This is a genomic window from Bradyrhizobium ferriligni (assembly GCF_056837965.1).
Genome location: NZ_JBXEJO010000086.1, coordinates 1 through 17,017, shown reverse-complemented (window position 1 = coordinate 17,017; position 17,017 = coordinate 1). Strand labels below are relative to the sequence as shown.

12 protein-coding genes are annotated in these 17,017 nt (G+C 64.7%); 6 read left to right on the top strand and 6 right to left on the bottom strand.

What is annotated here, in order from left to right:
• The first annotated feature begins 38 nt into the window (after window positions 1-38).
• Window positions 39-650, top strand: coding sequence for a pyridoxamine 5'-phosphate oxidase family protein (locus AC1VNY_RS36305; RefSeq protein WP_482408763.1), 612 nt, complete (start codon window positions 39-41; stop codon window positions 648-650).
• Window positions 651-675: 25 nt separating this feature from the next.
• Here AC1VNY_RS36305 and AC1VNY_RS36300 read toward each other — a convergent pair whose 3' ends face one another.
• Both AC1VNY_RS36300 and AC1VNY_RS36295 read right to left on the bottom strand, forming a co-directional pair.
• Window positions 676-2,400, bottom strand: a complete 1,725-nt coding sequence (locus tag AC1VNY_RS36300) for a SulP family inorganic anion transporter (protein ID WP_482408762.1) — start codon at window positions 2,398-2,400, stop codon at window positions 676-678.
• Between the two features lie 53 nt (window positions 2,401-2,453).
• The gene (locus AC1VNY_RS36295; RefSeq protein ID WP_482408761.1) at window positions 2,454-3,053 is read right to left on the bottom strand and encodes a TetR/AcrR family transcriptional regulator; all 600 of its coding nucleotides are present in this window, start codon (window positions 3,051-3,053) and stop codon (window positions 2,454-2,456) included.
• A gap of 204 nt (window positions 3,054-3,257) precedes the next feature.
• Between AC1VNY_RS36295 and AC1VNY_RS36290 the strand changes: the two genes are divergently transcribed.
• Both AC1VNY_RS36290 and AC1VNY_RS36285 read left to right on the top strand, forming a co-directional pair.
• Window positions 3,258-4,502, top strand: coding sequence for an efflux RND transporter periplasmic adaptor subunit (locus AC1VNY_RS36290; protein WP_482408760.1), 1,245 nt, complete (start codon window positions 3,258-3,260; stop codon window positions 4,500-4,502).
• Window positions 4,503-4,525: 23 nt separating this feature from the next.
• The gene (locus tag AC1VNY_RS36285) at window positions 4,526-7,708 is read left to right on the top strand and encodes an efflux RND transporter permease subunit (protein WP_482408759.1); all 3,183 of its coding nucleotides are present in this window, start codon (window positions 4,526-4,528) and stop codon (window positions 7,706-7,708) included.
• A gap of 36 nt (window positions 7,709-7,744) precedes the next feature.
• Here AC1VNY_RS36285 and AC1VNY_RS36280 read toward each other — a convergent pair whose 3' ends face one another.
• The 4 genes from AC1VNY_RS36280 to AC1VNY_RS36265 all read right to left on the bottom strand — a co-directional run bounded on the left by AC1VNY_RS36280 (window position 7,745) and on the right by AC1VNY_RS36265 (window position 10,597).
• Window positions 7,745-7,963, bottom strand: a complete 219-nt coding sequence (locus AC1VNY_RS36280; RefSeq protein ID WP_016845043.1) for a hypothetical protein — start codon at window positions 7,961-7,963, stop codon at window positions 7,745-7,747.
• Window positions 7,964-8,242: 279 nt separating this feature from the next.
• The gene (locus AC1VNY_RS36275; protein WP_482408758.1) at window positions 8,243-9,043 is read right to left on the bottom strand and encodes an SDR family NAD(P)-dependent oxidoreductase; all 801 of its coding nucleotides are present in this window, start codon (window positions 9,041-9,043) and stop codon (window positions 8,243-8,245) included.
• A gap of 1 nt (window position 9,044) precedes the next feature.
• Window positions 9,045-9,599 (bottom strand): carboxymuconolactone decarboxylase family protein, encoded by a 555-nt coding sequence (locus tag AC1VNY_RS36270; protein ID WP_482408757.1) that lies wholly within the window; start codon window positions 9,597-9,599, stop codon window positions 9,045-9,047.
• A gap of 47 nt (window positions 9,600-9,646) precedes the next feature.
• Window positions 9,647-10,597 carry a hypothetical protein gene (locus tag AC1VNY_RS36265; RefSeq protein WP_482408756.1) on the bottom strand — a complete coding sequence of 317 codons (951 nt, stop codon included), beginning with the start codon at window positions 10,595-10,597 and terminating at the stop codon, window positions 9,647-9,649.
• A 249-nt stretch (window positions 10,598-10,846) separates the two neighbouring features.
• Between AC1VNY_RS36265 and AC1VNY_RS36260 the strand changes: the two genes are divergently transcribed.
• The 3 genes from AC1VNY_RS36260 (at window position 10,847) to AC1VNY_RS36250 (ending at window position 16,894) form a co-directional block, all read left to right on the top strand.
• Window positions 10,847-14,320 carry an indolepyruvate ferredoxin oxidoreductase family protein gene (locus AC1VNY_RS36260; protein WP_482408755.1) on the top strand — a complete coding sequence of 1,158 codons (3,474 nt, stop codon included), beginning with the start codon at window positions 10,847-10,849 and terminating at the stop codon, window positions 14,318-14,320.
• Between the two features lie 240 nt (window positions 14,321-14,560).
• A complete protein-coding gene (locus AC1VNY_RS36255) occupies window positions 14,561-14,992 on the top strand; it encodes a hypothetical protein (RefSeq protein ID WP_482408754.1) in 432 nt (143 codons plus the stop codon).
• A 321-nt stretch (window positions 14,993-15,313) separates the two neighbouring features.
• Window positions 15,314-16,894, top strand: coding sequence for an alkaline phosphatase D family protein (locus AC1VNY_RS36250; RefSeq protein ID WP_482408753.1), 1,581 nt, complete (start codon window positions 15,314-15,316; stop codon window positions 16,892-16,894).
• Window positions 16,895-17,017: the final 123 nt, after the last annotated feature.

Genomic DNA, 17,017 nt, shown 5'->3' with positions numbered 1-17,017 from the left:
CAAGAAAACGCGTCAAAAAGAAGAGGAGAACGGCACGAATGTCGGTGATCGAAACGGTCGAGCAACTTGAGGCGATCTACGGCTTCCCGAACGACGCGTCGACCGTGAAGGTCGCCGATCACGTGACGCCGCTCTATCGTGTGCTCATCGAGAAGTCGCCGTTCGTGTCGCTTGCGACCGCAGGCCCCGAAGGGCTCGATTGCTCGCCGCGCGGCGACCTGCCGGGCTTCGTGCGCATCCATGATACGAAGACGCTGATGATGCCGGATCGCCGCGGCAACAATCGCTGCGATTCGCTGCGCAACATCGTTCGCGATCCCCGCGTCGGCTTGCTGTTCCTGATTCCCGGCTCGGGCAGCACGCTGCGCGTCAACGGCCGCGCTTATGTCACGGCGGAGCCGGAGCTGCTCGCCTCCTTCATGATGGAAGGCAAGGCGCCGCGCACGGTGATCGTAATGCATGTGGAGGAGATCTATTTCCAGTGCGCCCGCGCGATCGTGCGCTCCGATCTCTGGAATCCGGACAAGCGGGTCGATCCGAAGGCGTTGCCGACGCCGGGCCAGATCCTCGCCGAGATGAGCGAGCACACGGTCGGCGGCGAAAAATACGATCGCGAATGGCCGGAGCGCGCGCGGCAGACGATGTGGTGATCCGCGCGGATGGCTGGGATTAGACCTAGGCTTCGGCCCGGTCTTCCCAGTCCTCCCAGGTCACGTCAGCATTGATCTCGAGGTAGCGCGCAACGGCCACGCCGATGGTGGGGAAGAAGTTATTCTCGCCGAGTTGCGCCAGCAGGCCGAATTTCTTCAGCTTGTCCTTGACGGGATCCTTGAGCTCGGCAAAGCACAGCTCGATCTTCTGTGCGTGCAACGCCTCGTCGAGCTCGGCGAGAATGTCGCCCGCGGTCACGTCGACGCTGGTGACCGGCTCGGCCGTGACCACCAGCCAGCGCACCGGCGTCGGAGATTTCGCCACCGCATCCAGCGCACGTTCCTTGAAGAACTCGGCATTGGCAAAGAACAGCGGCGCATCCCACCGGAACAGCACCAGCCCGGGGATCTGGCGCGCATCCGGGTATCGCGTGATGTCGTGATAGCCCTTCACGCCGGAGGCGCGGCCCAACACGGCGGAATGCGGCCGCCAGCCGTCCCACAAGAACTCGACGATGGCGAGCACGATGGCGAGGCCTATTCCGGGAATCACGCCCAGCACGGCCACGCCGACAAAGCAGACCATCGATAGCCAGAACTCCCACTGCTGAATGCGGTAGATTCGCCTGAGGTCGCCGACCTCAAACAGGCCGAGCGCGGCGGCGATGACGACGGCGGCTAACGCGGCGTTGGGCAAGTGCTGGAGCAGGTTCGGCGCTATCAGCAGCAGAAAGGCGATGGCAAGCGCGCCGATGACGCTGGTCAATTGCGTGCGCGCTCCGGCAGCTTCCGCAACAGGCGTGCGCGATCCGCTGCTGCTGATCGGAAAACCCTGAAAAAAGCCGGCCGCCAGATTGGCCGCGCCGAGCCCCACCATCTCCTGGTTGGGATCAACACGATCGCCCAATCGTCCCGCATAGGCGCGCGAAAGCACGCTGGTGTCGGCGAACGACACCAGCGCGACGGCGCTGCCGCCGATCAGCACCTGCACGATGTCGCCATAGCCGATCCGGGGAATGGCAAATCCCGGCAGTCCCTGGGGAAGCGAACCCAGGACTGTCACGCCGAAGCGTGCCCCGAGATCGAAAACGCCGGTGATGACCGTCGCCGCGACGACGGCAATCAGAATGCCCGGCAGCCGCTTGTTCCGGGCGAGCAGCAGGATCACCGCCAGCGTCGCAACGCCGATCCCGAGGGTCGCCCAATTCGTTTTTCCATCGACGATTGCTCCGATGACTGCCCAGAGGCTGCGCAGAGGTCCATCGCCTTCAATGGAAAAGCCGAACAGCTTTGGCAGCTGGCTGATCAGCACGGTCAGCGCTATGCCGTTCATGTAGCCGTAGCGGATCGGCTTGGAGAGAAGCTCGGTCAGGAATCCCAGCCGCGCGATGCCCGCGACGATGCATATCGTTCCGGAGACGACCGCCATCATGGCGGCCAGGGTTGCCGCACGCATCGGATCGCCGCCCGACAGCGGAACCACGACGCCGAGGATGATGGCCGCAAGCGCCGAGTCCGGCCCAAGGACAAGGATGCGGCTCGGCCCGAACAGCGCGTAGACGAGCAGCGGGATGATCGTCGCATAGAGCCCGTAGATGCCGGGCAGGCCGGATGCTTCCGCATAGGCGATGCCGACCGGGACCAGCATGGTCGCAAGCACCAGCCCGGCGACGATGTCGTGTGGGAGCCACGCCGCTTGATATCGACGCAGCGTGGTGAGACCCGGCAGCCAGCCGGTCCAATGATTCATCCCCGGTCACTCCCAACTTCGTTGGGGCTCGCAGGCGCTTGACGTGAACTGCTCTACCCCTTCGCCTGCTCATCAAACGCCTTCAGCGACACCGCTGCAATCTCGCGCAGCGCGTTGCGGTCGGCGCCCGAGGAGGCCATCACGCACATGCCTGATGTCACCGCGGAGAGATAGCGGGCAAGGGTGGCCGGATCGGCGTTTTCACCCAGGTCGCGTTCGGCCTTCGCGCGGACAAAACGTTCATGCAACTGGTCCTCGGTTCGGGTGCGGCGCGCTGCCAGTTCAAATGGAACATTCTCCGAGCCGGTGCCGCAGGCAAGGCCGCCCTGCACCAGCAGGCAGCCGGGCGGGTTGGCGGGATCGGTCTGGGCGTCCGCGTGCTCCATGAGAAATCGTTCGGCCACCTCTCGGGCGGTGGCGGCGCCCAAGACCTTTTCCATCCAGGCGTCGCGCTTCTCGGTGTAGCGGTCGAGCGCGGCCTTCAGCAGGCCCTCCTTGCTGCCGAAGGCAGCATAGAGACTCGGCGGATTGATATTCATCGCCTCGGTGAGCTGGGCGATCGTCGCGCCCTCGTAACCATGGCGCCAGAACACATCCATGGCCTGGTCCAAAGCGGCGTCCGCGTCGAAAGCGCGGGGGCGTCCCATTCCCATATTTCGTTGCTCCGTAAGCCGGGTGCCGTTTCTATGACGGATTGTCCCTGGCTTATCCTCTTGTTGCACGTGATGTTTTTCCGCGACTTCCCATTTCCCCATGAATGAGATAAGAAATTCATAGTGCTCGATACATAAGTATCTTGCGAACCGGCGTCCAGCTCCACATCTGTAGCGAACACTACAGATATCTGGAGCGCGTGAATGCCCTCGTCAACCCAAAATCCCCGTTCCGGCCGCTTCCGACGTGTCGTCGGCGGTATCGTGATCCTTGGCGCCGTCGCGGTGGCCGGCTCGATCGCGACCGGCCACTATTTTCATGCCGCACAGGCGACCGCGACTGCCGCGGCCCCCGAGCCGGCCGTCCCGGTCACCGTTGCCGTGATCCAGCCGCGGCCGACCACGCTGTTCGATGACTTCTCGGGCCGGCTCGAAGCCGTCGACCGGGTTCAGCTCCGGCCGCGGGTGGCGGGCGCGATCCTTTCGACCAACTTCACCGAGGGCGCGCTGGTGAAGTCCGGCGATATCCTGTTCAAGATCGACCCTGCGCCCTACGCCGCCGAGGTCGATCGCGCCCAGGCGCAGCTCGAGGCCGCCAAGGCCCGCGTCGTGTTCACCACGAGCGAAGTCGAGCGCGGCGCGCAGCTGGTTGGCAACAACATCGTCACCAAGCGCGATTTCGACCAGCGCGACAACGCCAATCGCGAGGCAGTCGCCAACGTCAAGGCCGCCGAGGCCGCCCTGCAGACGGCCAAACTCAATCTCGACTACACCGAGGTGCGGGCGCCGGTCGACGGCCGGGTCGGCAGGATCGAGGTCACCGTCGGCAATCTCGTCGCGGCAGGTACGTCTTCGCCGGTCCTGACCTCGCTGGTCTCGGTCAATCCGATCTATGCGAGCTTCGATGCCGACGAGGAAGTCGTGCTGCGCGCGCTGAACTCGATCGCGGACGCCTCCGGCAAGCGCGGCAATCTCGACCAGATCCCGGTCGACATGGTCACGTCAGGCGGCCTCGGCGCCAAGGGCCACATCCAGCTGATCGACAACCAAGTCAACGGGCAGAGCGGCACCATCCGCGTCCGCGCCGTGTTCAAGAACGATGACGGCCGATTGATACCCGGACAGTTCGCCCGCGTCCGCATGGGCCAGCCCAAGCAGCAGACGCTGGTGCTGATCGACGAGCGCGCCGTCGGCACCGACCAGGACAAGAAGTTCGTCATGCTGGTCGGCGACGACAGCCGCGCGGTCTATCGCTCCGTCACGCTCGGCGGCGCGGTCGATGGCCTGCGGATCGTCACCGCCGGCCTGAAATCCGGCGACCGCATCGTCGTCAACGGCCTGCAGCGCGTGCGTCCGGGTGCGCTTCTGAAGATGGACGTCGCCGAGATGGGCGCGCGCGGCATGCAGCAGGCATCCACTGAAACCAACCAGCACGTCGTGCAGCGCTAGGCGCTGCGCGCGGGGGCGGAGCCATGAATCTCTCAAAATTCTTTATCGACCGGCCGATCTTCGCCGGCGTGCTTTCGATCCTGATCTTCCTGGCCGGCCTGATTTCGCTGCTGGCGATGCCGATCTCGGAATATCCCGACGTGGTGCCGCCGTCGGTCGTGGTGCGCGCGACCTATCCCGGCGCCAATCCGAAGGTGATCGCCGAGACCGTCGCGACCCCGATCGAGGAGCAGATCAACGGCGTCGAAGGCATGCTCTATATGTCGAGCCAGGCGACCACCGACGGCGCGATGACGCTGACGGTGACGTTCCGGCTCGGCACCGACCCCGACAAGGCGACGCAGCTGGTGCAGAACCGCGTGCAGCAGGCCGAGCCGCGCCTGCCGGCCGTGGTGCGCCAGCTCGGCATCATCACCAAGAAGAGCTCGCCCGACCTCACCATGGTCGTGCATCTGCTGTCGCCGAACAACCGCTATGACATGACGTATCTGCGCAACTACGCGGTGCTCAACGTCAAGGACCGGCTGGCGCGGATCGACGGCGTCGGCGACGTCCAGCTCTATGGCGCCGGCGACTATTCGATGCGGGTCTGGGTCGATCCGCAGAAGGCCGCCGAGCATTCGCTGACCGCGAGCGACGTCGTGCGCGCGATCCAGGCCCAGAACGTCGAGGCTGCCGCCGGCGTGGTCGGCTCCTCGCCCAGCGTCAAGGGCATCGACCTCCAGCTCTCCGTCAACGCCGAGGGACGGCTGTCGACCGAGGAGCAGTTCGGCGACATCGTGGTCAAGACCGGTTCGGCCGGCGAGGTGGTGCGGCTGCGCGACGTCGCGCGGGTCGAGCTCGGCGCCTCCGAATACGGCCTGCGCTCGCTGCTCGACAACAAGCAGGCGGTCGCCATCCCGATCTTCCAGGCGCCCGGTTCGAACGCGCTGGAGATCTCCGACCATGTTCGCGCGACGATGGCCGAGATCAAGAAGAACATGCCGGAAGGCGTGTCGTACCAGATCGTCTACGATCCGACGCAATTCGTGCGCTCGTCGATCGAGGCCGTCATCCACACGCTGCTCGAGGCGGTCGCGCTCGTCGTGCTGGTCGTGATCCTGTTCCTGCAGACCTGGCGCGCCTCGATCATCCCATTGATCGCGGTTCCGGTGTCGATCGTCGGCACTTTCGCGGTGATGCATGTGTTCGGCTTCTCGATCAACGCGCTCAGCCTGTTCGGCCTGGTGCTGGCGATTGGCATCGTGGTCGACGACGCCATCGTCGTGGTCGAGAACGTCGAGCGCAACATCGAGTCCGGCCTGTCGCCGCGCGATGCCACCAACCAGGCGATGCGCGAAGTGTCCGGCCCGATCATCGCGATCGCGCTGGTCTTGATCGCGGTGTTCGTGCCGCTCGCCTTCATCTCCGGCCTCACCGGGCAGTTCTACAAGCAGTTCGCGCTGACCATCGCGATCTCGACCGTGATATCGGCGATCAATTCGCTGACGCTGTCGCCGGCGCTGTCGGCGCTGCTGCTGAAAGGGCATCATGAGCCGAAGGACTGGCTGACCCGGGTCATGGAAAGGTCGCTCGGCTGGTTCTTCCGCGGCTTCAACAAGGTCTTCACTAAGTCCTCCGAGAACTACGGCCGCACCGTCACCAAGGTGATCTACGGCAAGGCCGTGGTGATCGGCCTCTACGTGTTGCTGATCGGCCTGACCGGCGTGCTGTTCAAGCAGGTGCCGAGCGGCTTCGTGCCCGGCCAGGACAAGCAGTATCTGGTCGGCTTTGCCCGGCTGCCCGATGGCGCGACGCTCGACCGCACCGAGGAAGTGATCCGCAAGATGAGCGACATCGCGCTGACCCAGCCCGGCGTCGAAAGCTCGGTGGCGTTCCCCGGCCTGTCGATCTCCGGCTTCACCAACTCCTCCAACGCCGGCATCGTGTTCTCGACCTTGAAGCCGTTCGACGAGCGCAAGGATCCCTCGCTCAGCGGTCCGGCGATCGCGGCGGCGCTGAACAAGAAATATGCCGGCATCCAGGACGCCTTCATCGCCATGTTCCCGCCGCCGCCGGTCAACGGCCTCGGCACCATCGGCGGCTTCAAGCTGCAGATCGAGGACCGCGCCGGCCTCGGCTATGAGGCGCTGAACGACGCGACCAAGGCGTTCATGGCGGCGATGCAGAAGACGCCGGAGATCGCCGGCGTGTTCTCGAGCTTCCAGGTCAACGTGCCGCAGCTGTTCGCCGACATCGACCGTACCAAGGCGTTGCAGCTCGGCGTGCCGGTCACGGAAGTCTTCAACACGCTGCAGATCTATCTCGGCTCCTACTACGTCAACGACTTCAACAAATTCGGCCGCACCTATTCGGTCTATGTGCAGGCGGACGCGCCGTTCCGCGCGCGTGCCGACGACATCAGGCAGCTCAAGGTGCGCTCGTCGTCAGGTGACATGGTGCCGCTGTCGGCGTTGCTGAAGGTCCGCCAGAGCGCGGGGCCGGAGCGTGCGATCCGCTACAACGGCTTCCTGTCGTCGGACATCAACGCCGCCGCCGCGCCGGGTTATTCCTCCGGTCAGGCCCAGGAGGCGGCGACGCGGATCGCGGCCGAAACGCTGCCGCCCGGATTCGCTTTCGAATGGACCGACCTGACCTATCAGGAGTTCATCGCCGGCAATTCCGGAATCTGGGTGTTTCCGCTGGCGATCCTCCTGGTGTTCCTGGTGCTCGCCGCGCTCTATGAGAGCCTGGCGCTGCCGCTCTCGATCATCATGATCGTGCCGATGGGCCTCTTGGCCGCGATGTTCGGCGTCTGGCTGTCGAAGGGCGACAACAACGTCTTCACCCAGATCGGCCTGATCGTGCTGGTCGGATTGTCGGCCAAGAACGCCATCCTGATCGTCGAATTCGCGCGCGAGCTCGAATTCGCCGGGCGGTCACCGATCCGTGCCGCGATCGAGGCGAGCCGGCTGCGGTTGCGGCCGATCCTGATGACGTCGATGGCGTTCATCATGGGCGTGCTGCCGCTGGTGCTGTCGACCGGTGCGGGCTCGGAGATGCGGCGGGCAATGGGTGTCGCGGTGTTCTCCGGCATGATCGGCGTCACGGTGTTCGGCCTGTTCCTGACGCCGGTGTTCTATGTGCTGCTGCGCAGCCTCACCGGGATGAAGCCGCTGACGCAGCACGGCGAGACGACCATCCCCGGAAAAGCACACGCGGCATGATGCCGCGTGTGTAAGCTTGATGTCAGCTTCGAAGGATCAGGCTGCGATATCGAGCAGCAGCAGTGACGAACCGCGGACCAGCACCTTGCGGCCCGCGGGCGTCAGCTCGAACGAGTCTCCTCGCACCGCAACATAGCCGAGCGTGACCAGGCTTTCGACGGCAAACCGGTTCAGCCGTGAAGGGTTTGCTGCGGGAGCCCGCAACGCTTTCAGCGCATCCCACTGATCGGGTCTGAGTTCGAATTCTTCGCTCATCGGTCCAGGCACTCCAGGAGTTCTTGGCGTGCGAGATACAGAGCGCAGATGAATTTCGTGCGACCACAACGAGTCAGGATTTCGATTTATGTGGACGCGTCGTCACATCGCCGTGTCATTGGAATACTTCAATTTTTTCGAATCATTGCGGCGCATTGACGCGTGATGTCACAGTGATTAACCGCACATCGTCACATAGGTTAATCAACTCGATTAACCGGGTTAATCGCTTCGATTAGCCGGGTTAATCACCTGGATTAATCGGGTTAGTCGTCGCGGTTAACCGCGACGCACACTTGCGCCGCCATCGACCGGCAACGTCACACCCGTGATGAAATTGGCCTCATCGGAGGCGAGAAACAGCGCGGCATTGGCGACGTCCCAGCCGGTGCCCATCTTGTGACGCAGCGGCACCTTGCTATCGCGCTCGGCCTCGACCTCGGCGCGGCTCTTCTTGAATTCGCGGGCGCGCGTGTCCACCGCCATTGGTGTGTTCATCAATCCCGGCAGGATCACGTTTGCGCGAATGCCGTATTGCGCATTCTGGTAGGCGAGCTGTTCGGTGAAGGCGATCATCGCCGACTTGGTCGCCTTGTAGGCGACGTAGGGATAGGTCGTGATCGCGGCCATCGACGAGATGTTGATGATCGAGCCGCGCTGCTGCGCGCGCATGATCGGGATCACATGCTTGGCGGCGAGGATGCAGCTCTTCAGATTGATCGCCACGCAGCGATCAAACGCCTCCTCTGATATATCGAGCAGTTCGGCATCGCCGCCGGAGAGGCTGACGCCGACATTGTTGTGCAGGATGTCGACGCTGCCCCAGCGGCCATGTGCGTCTGCCACCATCGCCTTGATGTCGGCATTTTTGGTGACGTCGGCCTTGAAGGCGACTGAAGTCCCGCCCTTGGCCGCGATCAGATCGACGGTTTCCTGTGCCGAAGCCAGATTGTGATCGACGCACAGCACCTTGGCGCCTTCGCGCGCGAAGGTCAGCGCGGTGGCGCGGCCGTTGCCGATGCCCTCGCCGGGGCTCTGGCCGGCACCGACGACGATGGCGACGCGATCCTGCAGGCGCATGTCACTTCACTCCCTGTAGCGGGTACTGCTGCAGTACCTCCTTGTAGTGCAGTTCGTTGTCGATCTGCATGGTGGCGAGCACGCGCACCACGGCGCAGTAGAACGCGATCGTCAGCACGAGGTCAGTCATGTGCTCGTCGGAGAGATGTTGCTTGATCTCGGCGAAGGTCGCATCCGACATCGCGAGCTCGCGCACCATCTCGCGAGCGCCCTTGAGGATCGCTTTCGCCAGCGGCTCGAGCTTCGACGGTTTGCCTTCGGTTTCGGCGATCAGGCCCTTTATATCCTCGTCGGTGACGCCGAACTCCTTGCCGATCTTCACATGGTGGGTGAACTCGTATTCCGACTGCTCGAGCCAGCCGACCTGCAGGATCGCGAGTTCGCGTAACCGCGGATCGAGCTTGCTCTTGAAGCGGATATAGCCGCCGACGCCGTTGAAGGCGCGCGCCATGTCCGGCGAGTTCACCAGCAGCTTGTGCAGATTGGTGTTGCGCTTGAGCATGTCGCGATATTCGGGAGCGACCTGATCGGCTTCGAGATAGGGCAGGCGGGCCATTGTTGTTGTCCTTGTTTCGGCGGCTTGCGGAAGAGGCGGCTGTTGTTTCAGCCGTAGAGGGCTTTGTGCTCGCTTTCGTAGTTGGCGTAGGAATCTTTCATGCTGGCGCCGTTGAGCAGCATGGTCGCAACCACGGCGTTGTCGGCATCGGACACGCTCGAGCGCACCCACATGCTCTCGGTGCGCTTGCTGCCCGAGAGCGCCACGACCTCGCGCTCGACCCAATAGGTCTCGCCGGGGAATAGCGGCCCGCGCAAAAGACGGATCTCCTGGTCGGCGAACAGCCCGACCGCCGGGCCGCGGACCGGCAGCCGGTCTTCGCGCGCGCGGTACTGGAACAGCACGCTCAGCATCTCCATCGGGATGATGGCGCGGCCCCAGGGATTGTGTTCCAGCGAATAATAGTCCGATGGCTCGGTGATCACCCTGAGCTTGTCGGCGAGCGAAAACGGATAGAGATCGCCCATGTTCTGGTCGAAATCCATCTTGATCGCCTGCCGCGGCGTCTTCATGCCGACCTTGATGTCGGCGAGGATCACGGGATCGGTCAGCGGCTTCAATTCGCCGAGCCGGTGGCTGAGCGCCGTCTCCCTGCCGTCGCCGTCGATCGAGGCGGTGCCGCGCAGGATCTCGGTGCCGTCGCGCTTGATCATCGCGATCGTGCAGACGGTCTGGCCCGGCTTCGGCTTCTCGATCTGGGCCTGCACCTCTTCGCCTTCGAACACCGGGTTGCGGTAATGCGCCGAGAGGCATCCGGTCATGAACCAGGCGCGGCCCCAGATCCGCTCGCACAGCGGCGCGAACTGGCTGAAATGGGTCGGTCCCTCGATCGTGCCGCCGCGGAAGCCGAGCTTCTGCGCGGTTGCGTCGTCGTGAATCGAGGCGTGGGAATCGTAGGTCTGGGCCTGCAGCATCTGCTTCGGGCTGCGCCACGGACCCACCAGCAGATCGCCGTTCTCCACGATTTCCGTCGTGAACGCGGATTCGACTGTAATCATCCTTGGTCTCCCTTTGCGCGCCACCGTTTCAAAGATGCCGGGGTTCGGCAAGCCTCGCAGAGCAACAAAGCCTCGCAGAGCAACAAGCCTCGCAGAGCAACAAGGCCTCGCATGCGCAACATGAGATATGTGCTGCGGCCATGGAACGGGGCTGTTCATGCATAACAAAATCAGTGCATGCTGATGCATGATCATTCGGAAGATAATCAGACCGGTTCGGACCGGCGTGGCTGACTGACGGGGAAACTGATGGCGTTGATGGAAGTGGGACTGGACGACAAGTACCGGTTGGACACCAAACGAATCTTCCTCTCCGGTACCCAGGCGCTGGTCCGATTGCCCATGTTGCAGCGCGAACGCGACCGCGCGCACGGGCTGAACACCGCCGGTTTCATCTCCGGTTACCGCGGCTCGCCGCTCGGCATGTACGACCACGCGCTGTGGCGGGCGAAATCCTTCCTGAAGGAGCATGACATCGCCTTCGTTCCGGGCCTCAACGAGGATCTGGCGGCGACCGCGGTGTGGGGCAGCCAGCAGGTGGGCATGTTCCCCGGCGCCAAGGTCGATGGCGTGTTCGGCATCTGGTACGGCAAGGGCCCCGGCGTCGACCGCTCGCTCGACGCGCTCAAGCACGCCAATTCCGCCGGCACCTCGCCGAACGGCGGCGTGATCGCGCTCGCCGGCGACGACCATGGCTGCCAATCCTCCACCCTGGCGCATCAGAGCGAGCAGGTGTTCGCCTCGGCGCTGATGCCGGTGGTCAATCCGGCGACGCTGCAGGATTATCTCGACCTCGGCATCCTCGGCTTCGCGCTGTCGCGCTATTCCGGCTGCTGGGTCGGCTTCAAGGCGATCTCCGAGACGGTGGAGAGCTCGGCCTCGATCGTCAGCGACCCCGATCGCATCAAGATCATCACGCCCGACGATTTCGAGATGCCACTGGGCGGGCTCTCGATCCGCTGGCCGGATCCGCCGCTGGAGGCGGAGCGCCGGCTGCACGGGCCCAAGATGGAGGCGGTCGCGGCCTTCGCCCGCGTCAACCGCTTCGACCGCATCGTGCTGGATTCCAAGCCGGCACGGCTCGGCATCATGGCGACCGGCAAGGCCTATCTCGATCTGCGCCAGGCGCTCGCCGATCTCGGCATCACCGATGCCGATGCGCAGGCGCTCGGCCTGCGCATCTACAAGGTGGCGCTGACCTGGCCGCTCGAAGCGCGCGGCGCGCGCGCCTTCGCCGAGGGCCTGCAGGATGTGCTTGTGGTCGAGGAGAAGCGTGGCTTCATCGAGGACCAGCTGGTCCGCATCCTCTACAACATGGACGCCGCGAAGCGCCCCTCGGTGGTCGGCAAGCGCGACGAGAGCGGCGCGCCCTTGCTGCCGAGCGAAGGCGAACTGACGCCGACCATGGTGGCGGCCGCCGTCGTCGCGCGGCTGCGCCGGCTCGGCCACCGCAGCCCGCTGCTGGAGCAGCGTTTGGCAAAACTCGAGGCATTCGATCGCCCGGCCGAGGGCACGGGCACCGCGAAGCTGCAACGCACGCCGTATTTCTGCTCGGGCTGCCCGCACAACTCGTCGACCAAGATTCCCGAGGGCAGTCGCGCCATGGCCGGGATCGGCTGTCACGGCATGGCGCTGTCGGTGCCGAACCGCAACACCCAGACCATCTCGCATATGGGTGCGGAGGGCGTGAGCTGGATCGGGCAGGCGCCGTTCACCAGCGAACAGCATGTGTTCCAGAATCTCGGCGACGGCACCTACACCCATTCCGGCTTGCTGGCGCTGCGTGCGGCGGCCGCGGCCGGCGTCAACATCACCTACAAGATCCTCTACAACGATGCGGTGGCGATGACCGGCGGCCAGCCGGCCGAGGGCGGCTTTACGGTGTCGCAGATCGCACACCAAGTCTGGGCGGAGGGCACCAAGCGGCTCGCGATCGTCTCCGACGATCCCGACAAATATCCCGCCAATTATTTCCCGTCGGGTGCCACCATCCATCATCGCCGCGAGCTCGATGCCGTGCAGCGCACCCTGCGCGAGATCGAGGGCCTCACCGTCCTGATCTACGACCAGACCTGCGCCGCCGAGAAGCGCCGTCGCCGCAAGCGCGGGCTGTTCCCCGATCCGGCCAAGCGCGTCTTCATCAACGAACGCGTCTGCGAGGGTTGCGGCGACTGCTCGGTGGCGTCGAACTGCGTCTCGGTGCAGCCGCTGGAGACCGAACTCGGCCGCAAGCGCCGCATCGACCAGTCGAACTGCAACAAGGATTTCTCCTGCATCGAGGGCTTTTGCCCGAGCTTCGTGATGGTGCAGGATCCCAAGCTGCGCAAGGCGGACCGCGCTGCCGCCGATCCCAAGGCGTTGTTCGCCGATTTGCCGACGCCGCCTGTGGCCACGTTGAGCAATCCCTACAACATCCTGATCACCGGCATCGGCGGCACCGGCGTCATCACCATCGGCGCGCTGCTTGGCATGGCCGCACATGTCGAAGGTCTCGCCTGCTCGACGCTCGACTTCACCGGCCTGTCGCAGAAGAACGGCGCCGTGATGAGCCATGTCCGGCTCGCGCCCGCCTCCGACATGCTGACCACGGTGCGCATCGCGCCGGGCAACGCCAACCTGATCCTCGGCTGCGACCTCGTCGTCGCCACCAGCGTGCCGGCGCTGAGCCGCGCCGAGCGCGGCGTCACCCGCGCCGTCGTCAACGCCGATCTCTTGCCGACCGCGAGCTTCGTGATCGATCCCGATATCGACTTCGAAGCCAGCTCGATGCGCGATGCGCTGAGCGGCGCGGTGACGCCTGGCGATCTCGACATCCTCGATGCCACCGGGCTTGCCACCGCGCTGATGGGCGACAGCATCGCCACCAACGCCTTCATGCTCGGCTTTGCCTTTCAGCGCGGCGCGATCCCGCTGTCGCTGGAAGCGATCCTGAAGGCGATCGAGCTCAACGGCGCCGCCATCGAGATGAACAAGACTGCGTTCTCGTGGGGCCGGCTCGCCGCGCACGACCTGCAGCGCGTGGTCAGCGCCGCGCGCTTCAAGAGCGCCGGTGCTGCGCCGGCCAAGAAGACGCTCGACGAGGCGATCGCCTTCCGCGCCAAATTCCTCACCGACTATCAGGACGCGGCCTACGCCAAGCGCTATCTCGACGACGTCGCGCGCGTCCGCACCGCCGAGGCGGCGGCCGCGCCGGGCTCGCAGGACCTGACCGAAGCCTTCGCCAAGGGCCTGTTCAAGCTGATGGCCTACAAGGACGAATACGAGGTCGCGCGGCTCTATTCCGACGGCGAGTTCGGCAAGGCCTTGAGGGAGCAGTTCGAGGGCAATTCCGGTCTGAAGGTCTTGCTGGCGCCGCCGCTGCTGGCCCAGCGCGATCCTGTCACCGGGCGGCTGCAGAAGCGCGAATTCGGTCCGTGGATTTTCACCGCGTTCGGCATGCTCGCGAAGCTGAAGGGCCTGCGCGGCACCGCCTTCGACATTTTCGGCTACACCGCCGAGCGCAAGATGGAGCGCGCATTGCCCGTCGAGTATTCGGCGATGATCCTGCGTCATCTCGACGGCAGGAAGCCGCTCGACCTGCCGCGGCTCGTGGCGCTGGCCAAGGCTGCGGACCTCGTGCGCGGCTATGGCCACATCAAGGAAGGCAACGTGGCCCGCTACCGCACCGAATGTGCGCGGCTGGAGCGCGCGATCGGCCAGCCGCTGGCGCAGGCGGCCGAATAGGGCAGAGCGTTTTCGAGCGAAGTGGCCACCGGTTCGCGTTAAGAAAACGCGTCAAAACAAGAATCTGGAGCTACGTTCCGATTCCATCGGAATCGTAAAGGGCTCCAGGTGGCGACTGGGGAACCTTCCACGGCCGCCCTGGTTGACCGGTAACCCTGCCCGCAAGCAGCGGCTGGATTCGCGCGGCCGGGCCCCCTACATGACGGCTGTTCTGTTCGAGTGATTTCAGGAGGCCGTTTGATGGTCCTGAAAAAGGCGTTTGTTGCAATCGTTTGCACCGCGTGCCTGACTTGGGGTGGCGTGGCGTTGGCCGACGAGTACGGCCCCAGCGAGTTTTTCAGCCTCGATCTCTCCAAGGCGGTGCTGTCGCCGAAGCGGCTCGGCCCGCCGGCGCAGTTCGAGCCGGTTCCGGTCGAGGCGAAGGCCGACCACGGCCCCGATCAGCATGCGAATGTCGAGCCGCAGGTCGAGGAGACGAAAGTCGAGCCGAAGAAGGCCGTGCGGACCACCAAGGTAACCGCGCCGCATGAGCGGAAGCGCGCGGCCGCGCACGTTCCCGCCCGCGCCAAGCTCGCGCGCCGCCACTCGAATCCGCTCGATGCGGAGGCCCGCGACACACGGATCCAGACCTGGCCGTGCCGCACCGGCGGCATCTGCAACTGGCATCGGTGAGGCGGCTCGCTGCGCGCCTGCTTTCCCACTCGCGTGTCAATTCTTAACCCGTCATCCTGAGGTGCGAGCGAAGCGAGCCTCGAAGGATGAATCGGCCACAGCCGGGGCCATGTATCCTTCGAGACGGCCGCTTTGCGGCCTCCTCAGGATGACGAGTTTGGCGCTTGTATGCTCGACGCCCTGATGCCACCGTTCCGATCTCCATCTCCCGGCCGAGTCATCCCGCCGTCGCAAAACCGTCGGCGGAGAGTCAAGAAACCGTAAGGCCGGAGTCAAGGAGCGCAGGCAAAACCTTCGTTGCGATTCGACGAAGGTTATTCGATGCCGACAGCGAACTCCGCGAGGCGGCGAGGCCTCACCCGGCGTCAGCTTCTGGTGCGCTCGGCGTCGACCGCCGCGCTGGCGGGATTCGGCGCGCTGGCAAGACCATATCTGAGCCGCGCCGCGGATCGGCCCGCGATCGCGGGCATCCAGTCCGGCGACGTCGCAAGCGATTCCGCTGTTATCTGGGCCCGCGCCGATCGCGCGGCGCGGATGCGCATCGAATGCGCGGCTGTCGAAAGCTTCGCCACCATCCTGCGCGCCGCGACTGCCGATGCGCTGCCCGAGCGCGACTTCACCGCCAAGCTGTTGCTCGACGGCCTGCCGCCGGGCCAGGACCTGTTCTATCGCGTGCGCTTCGAGGACCGCGACGGCACATCAGGCGAAAGCCGCATCGGGCATTTCCGAACCGCGCCGCTCGATCGGCGTTCGGTGTCGTTCGTCTGGTCGGGCGACGTCGTCGGGCAGGGCTGGGGCATCGACCCCGCGCGCGGCGGTTTGCGCAGCTACCGCACCATGCTGGACGAGCGTCCGGACTTCTTCATCCATTCCGGCGATCACATCTATGCCGATTGCACGGTGCCGTCGGAGCAGAAACTCTCCAACGGTGAGATCTGGCGCAACATCGTCACCGAGGAAAAATCCGCCGTCGCGCACAGCCTCGATCAGTTTCGCGGCAACTACAAATACAACTGGCTCGACGAGAATTTCCGCGCCTTCCACGCCGAGGTGCCGATGTTCGCGCAGTGGGACGACCATGAGGTGGCCGACGACTGGTCGCCGCTCGGCACCGCCGATGCGACCGGTTACGACGCGGACGGCAGCTCGCGTCTGGTGGCGCGGGCACGCCGCGCCTTCCACGAATTCATGCCGATGCGGCTGATGCCGGAGCGCGATGGCCGCGTCTACCGCAAGATTTCCTACGGGCCGCTGCTCGACGTCTTCATCATCGACATGCGTTCCTATCGCGATTCCAGCTGGAACAAGCAGGGCGATCCGGACCAGGCCTGCATCCTCGGCCAGAGCCAGCTTGCCTGGCTGAAGCGGGAGCTGGTGGCGTCGGATGCTGTCTGGAAGGTGATCGCGGCGGACCTGCCGATCGGCCTCGTCAGCCTGGATGCGGTCGCGCTCGGCGACGGCCCGCCCGCGCGGCGCGAGCACGAGATCGCCGATCTGTTGTCCTTCATGAAGCGCGCCGGGGTCCGCAATACGGTGTGGCTCACCGCCGACATGCACTACACCGCCGCGCATCATTATGATCCGAACCGCGCGGTGTTCCAGGAGTTCGAGCCGTTCTGGGAGTTCGTCTCCGGCCCGCTGCACGCCGGCACCTGGTCGCCGGGCGAGCTCGACAACACCTTTGGCCCGAAGGCGATGTACCAGAAGGGCTGCTCGGCCGAGCAGGGTGACAATCTCGCGCCGTGCTTCGGCCTGCAATTCTTCGGCCGCGTCGACATCGACGGCAAGACCGGCGTGATGACGGTGACGCTGAAGGACGTCGACAACCACGATCTCTGGTCGGTCGACATCGAGCCACGGCCGGACGCGCGGCCCGGCCAGATCATGGCGCAACACATCTAGTGTGCTGAATGCGAAGTTCGTGCGATTTCGCGGCAGCCACTTTCACGAACTTCGCATTCATAAAGCACACTAGAATCATAAGTTTGCTAGTGTCCTTATCGAATCCGAAGTTCGCTCCGAAGG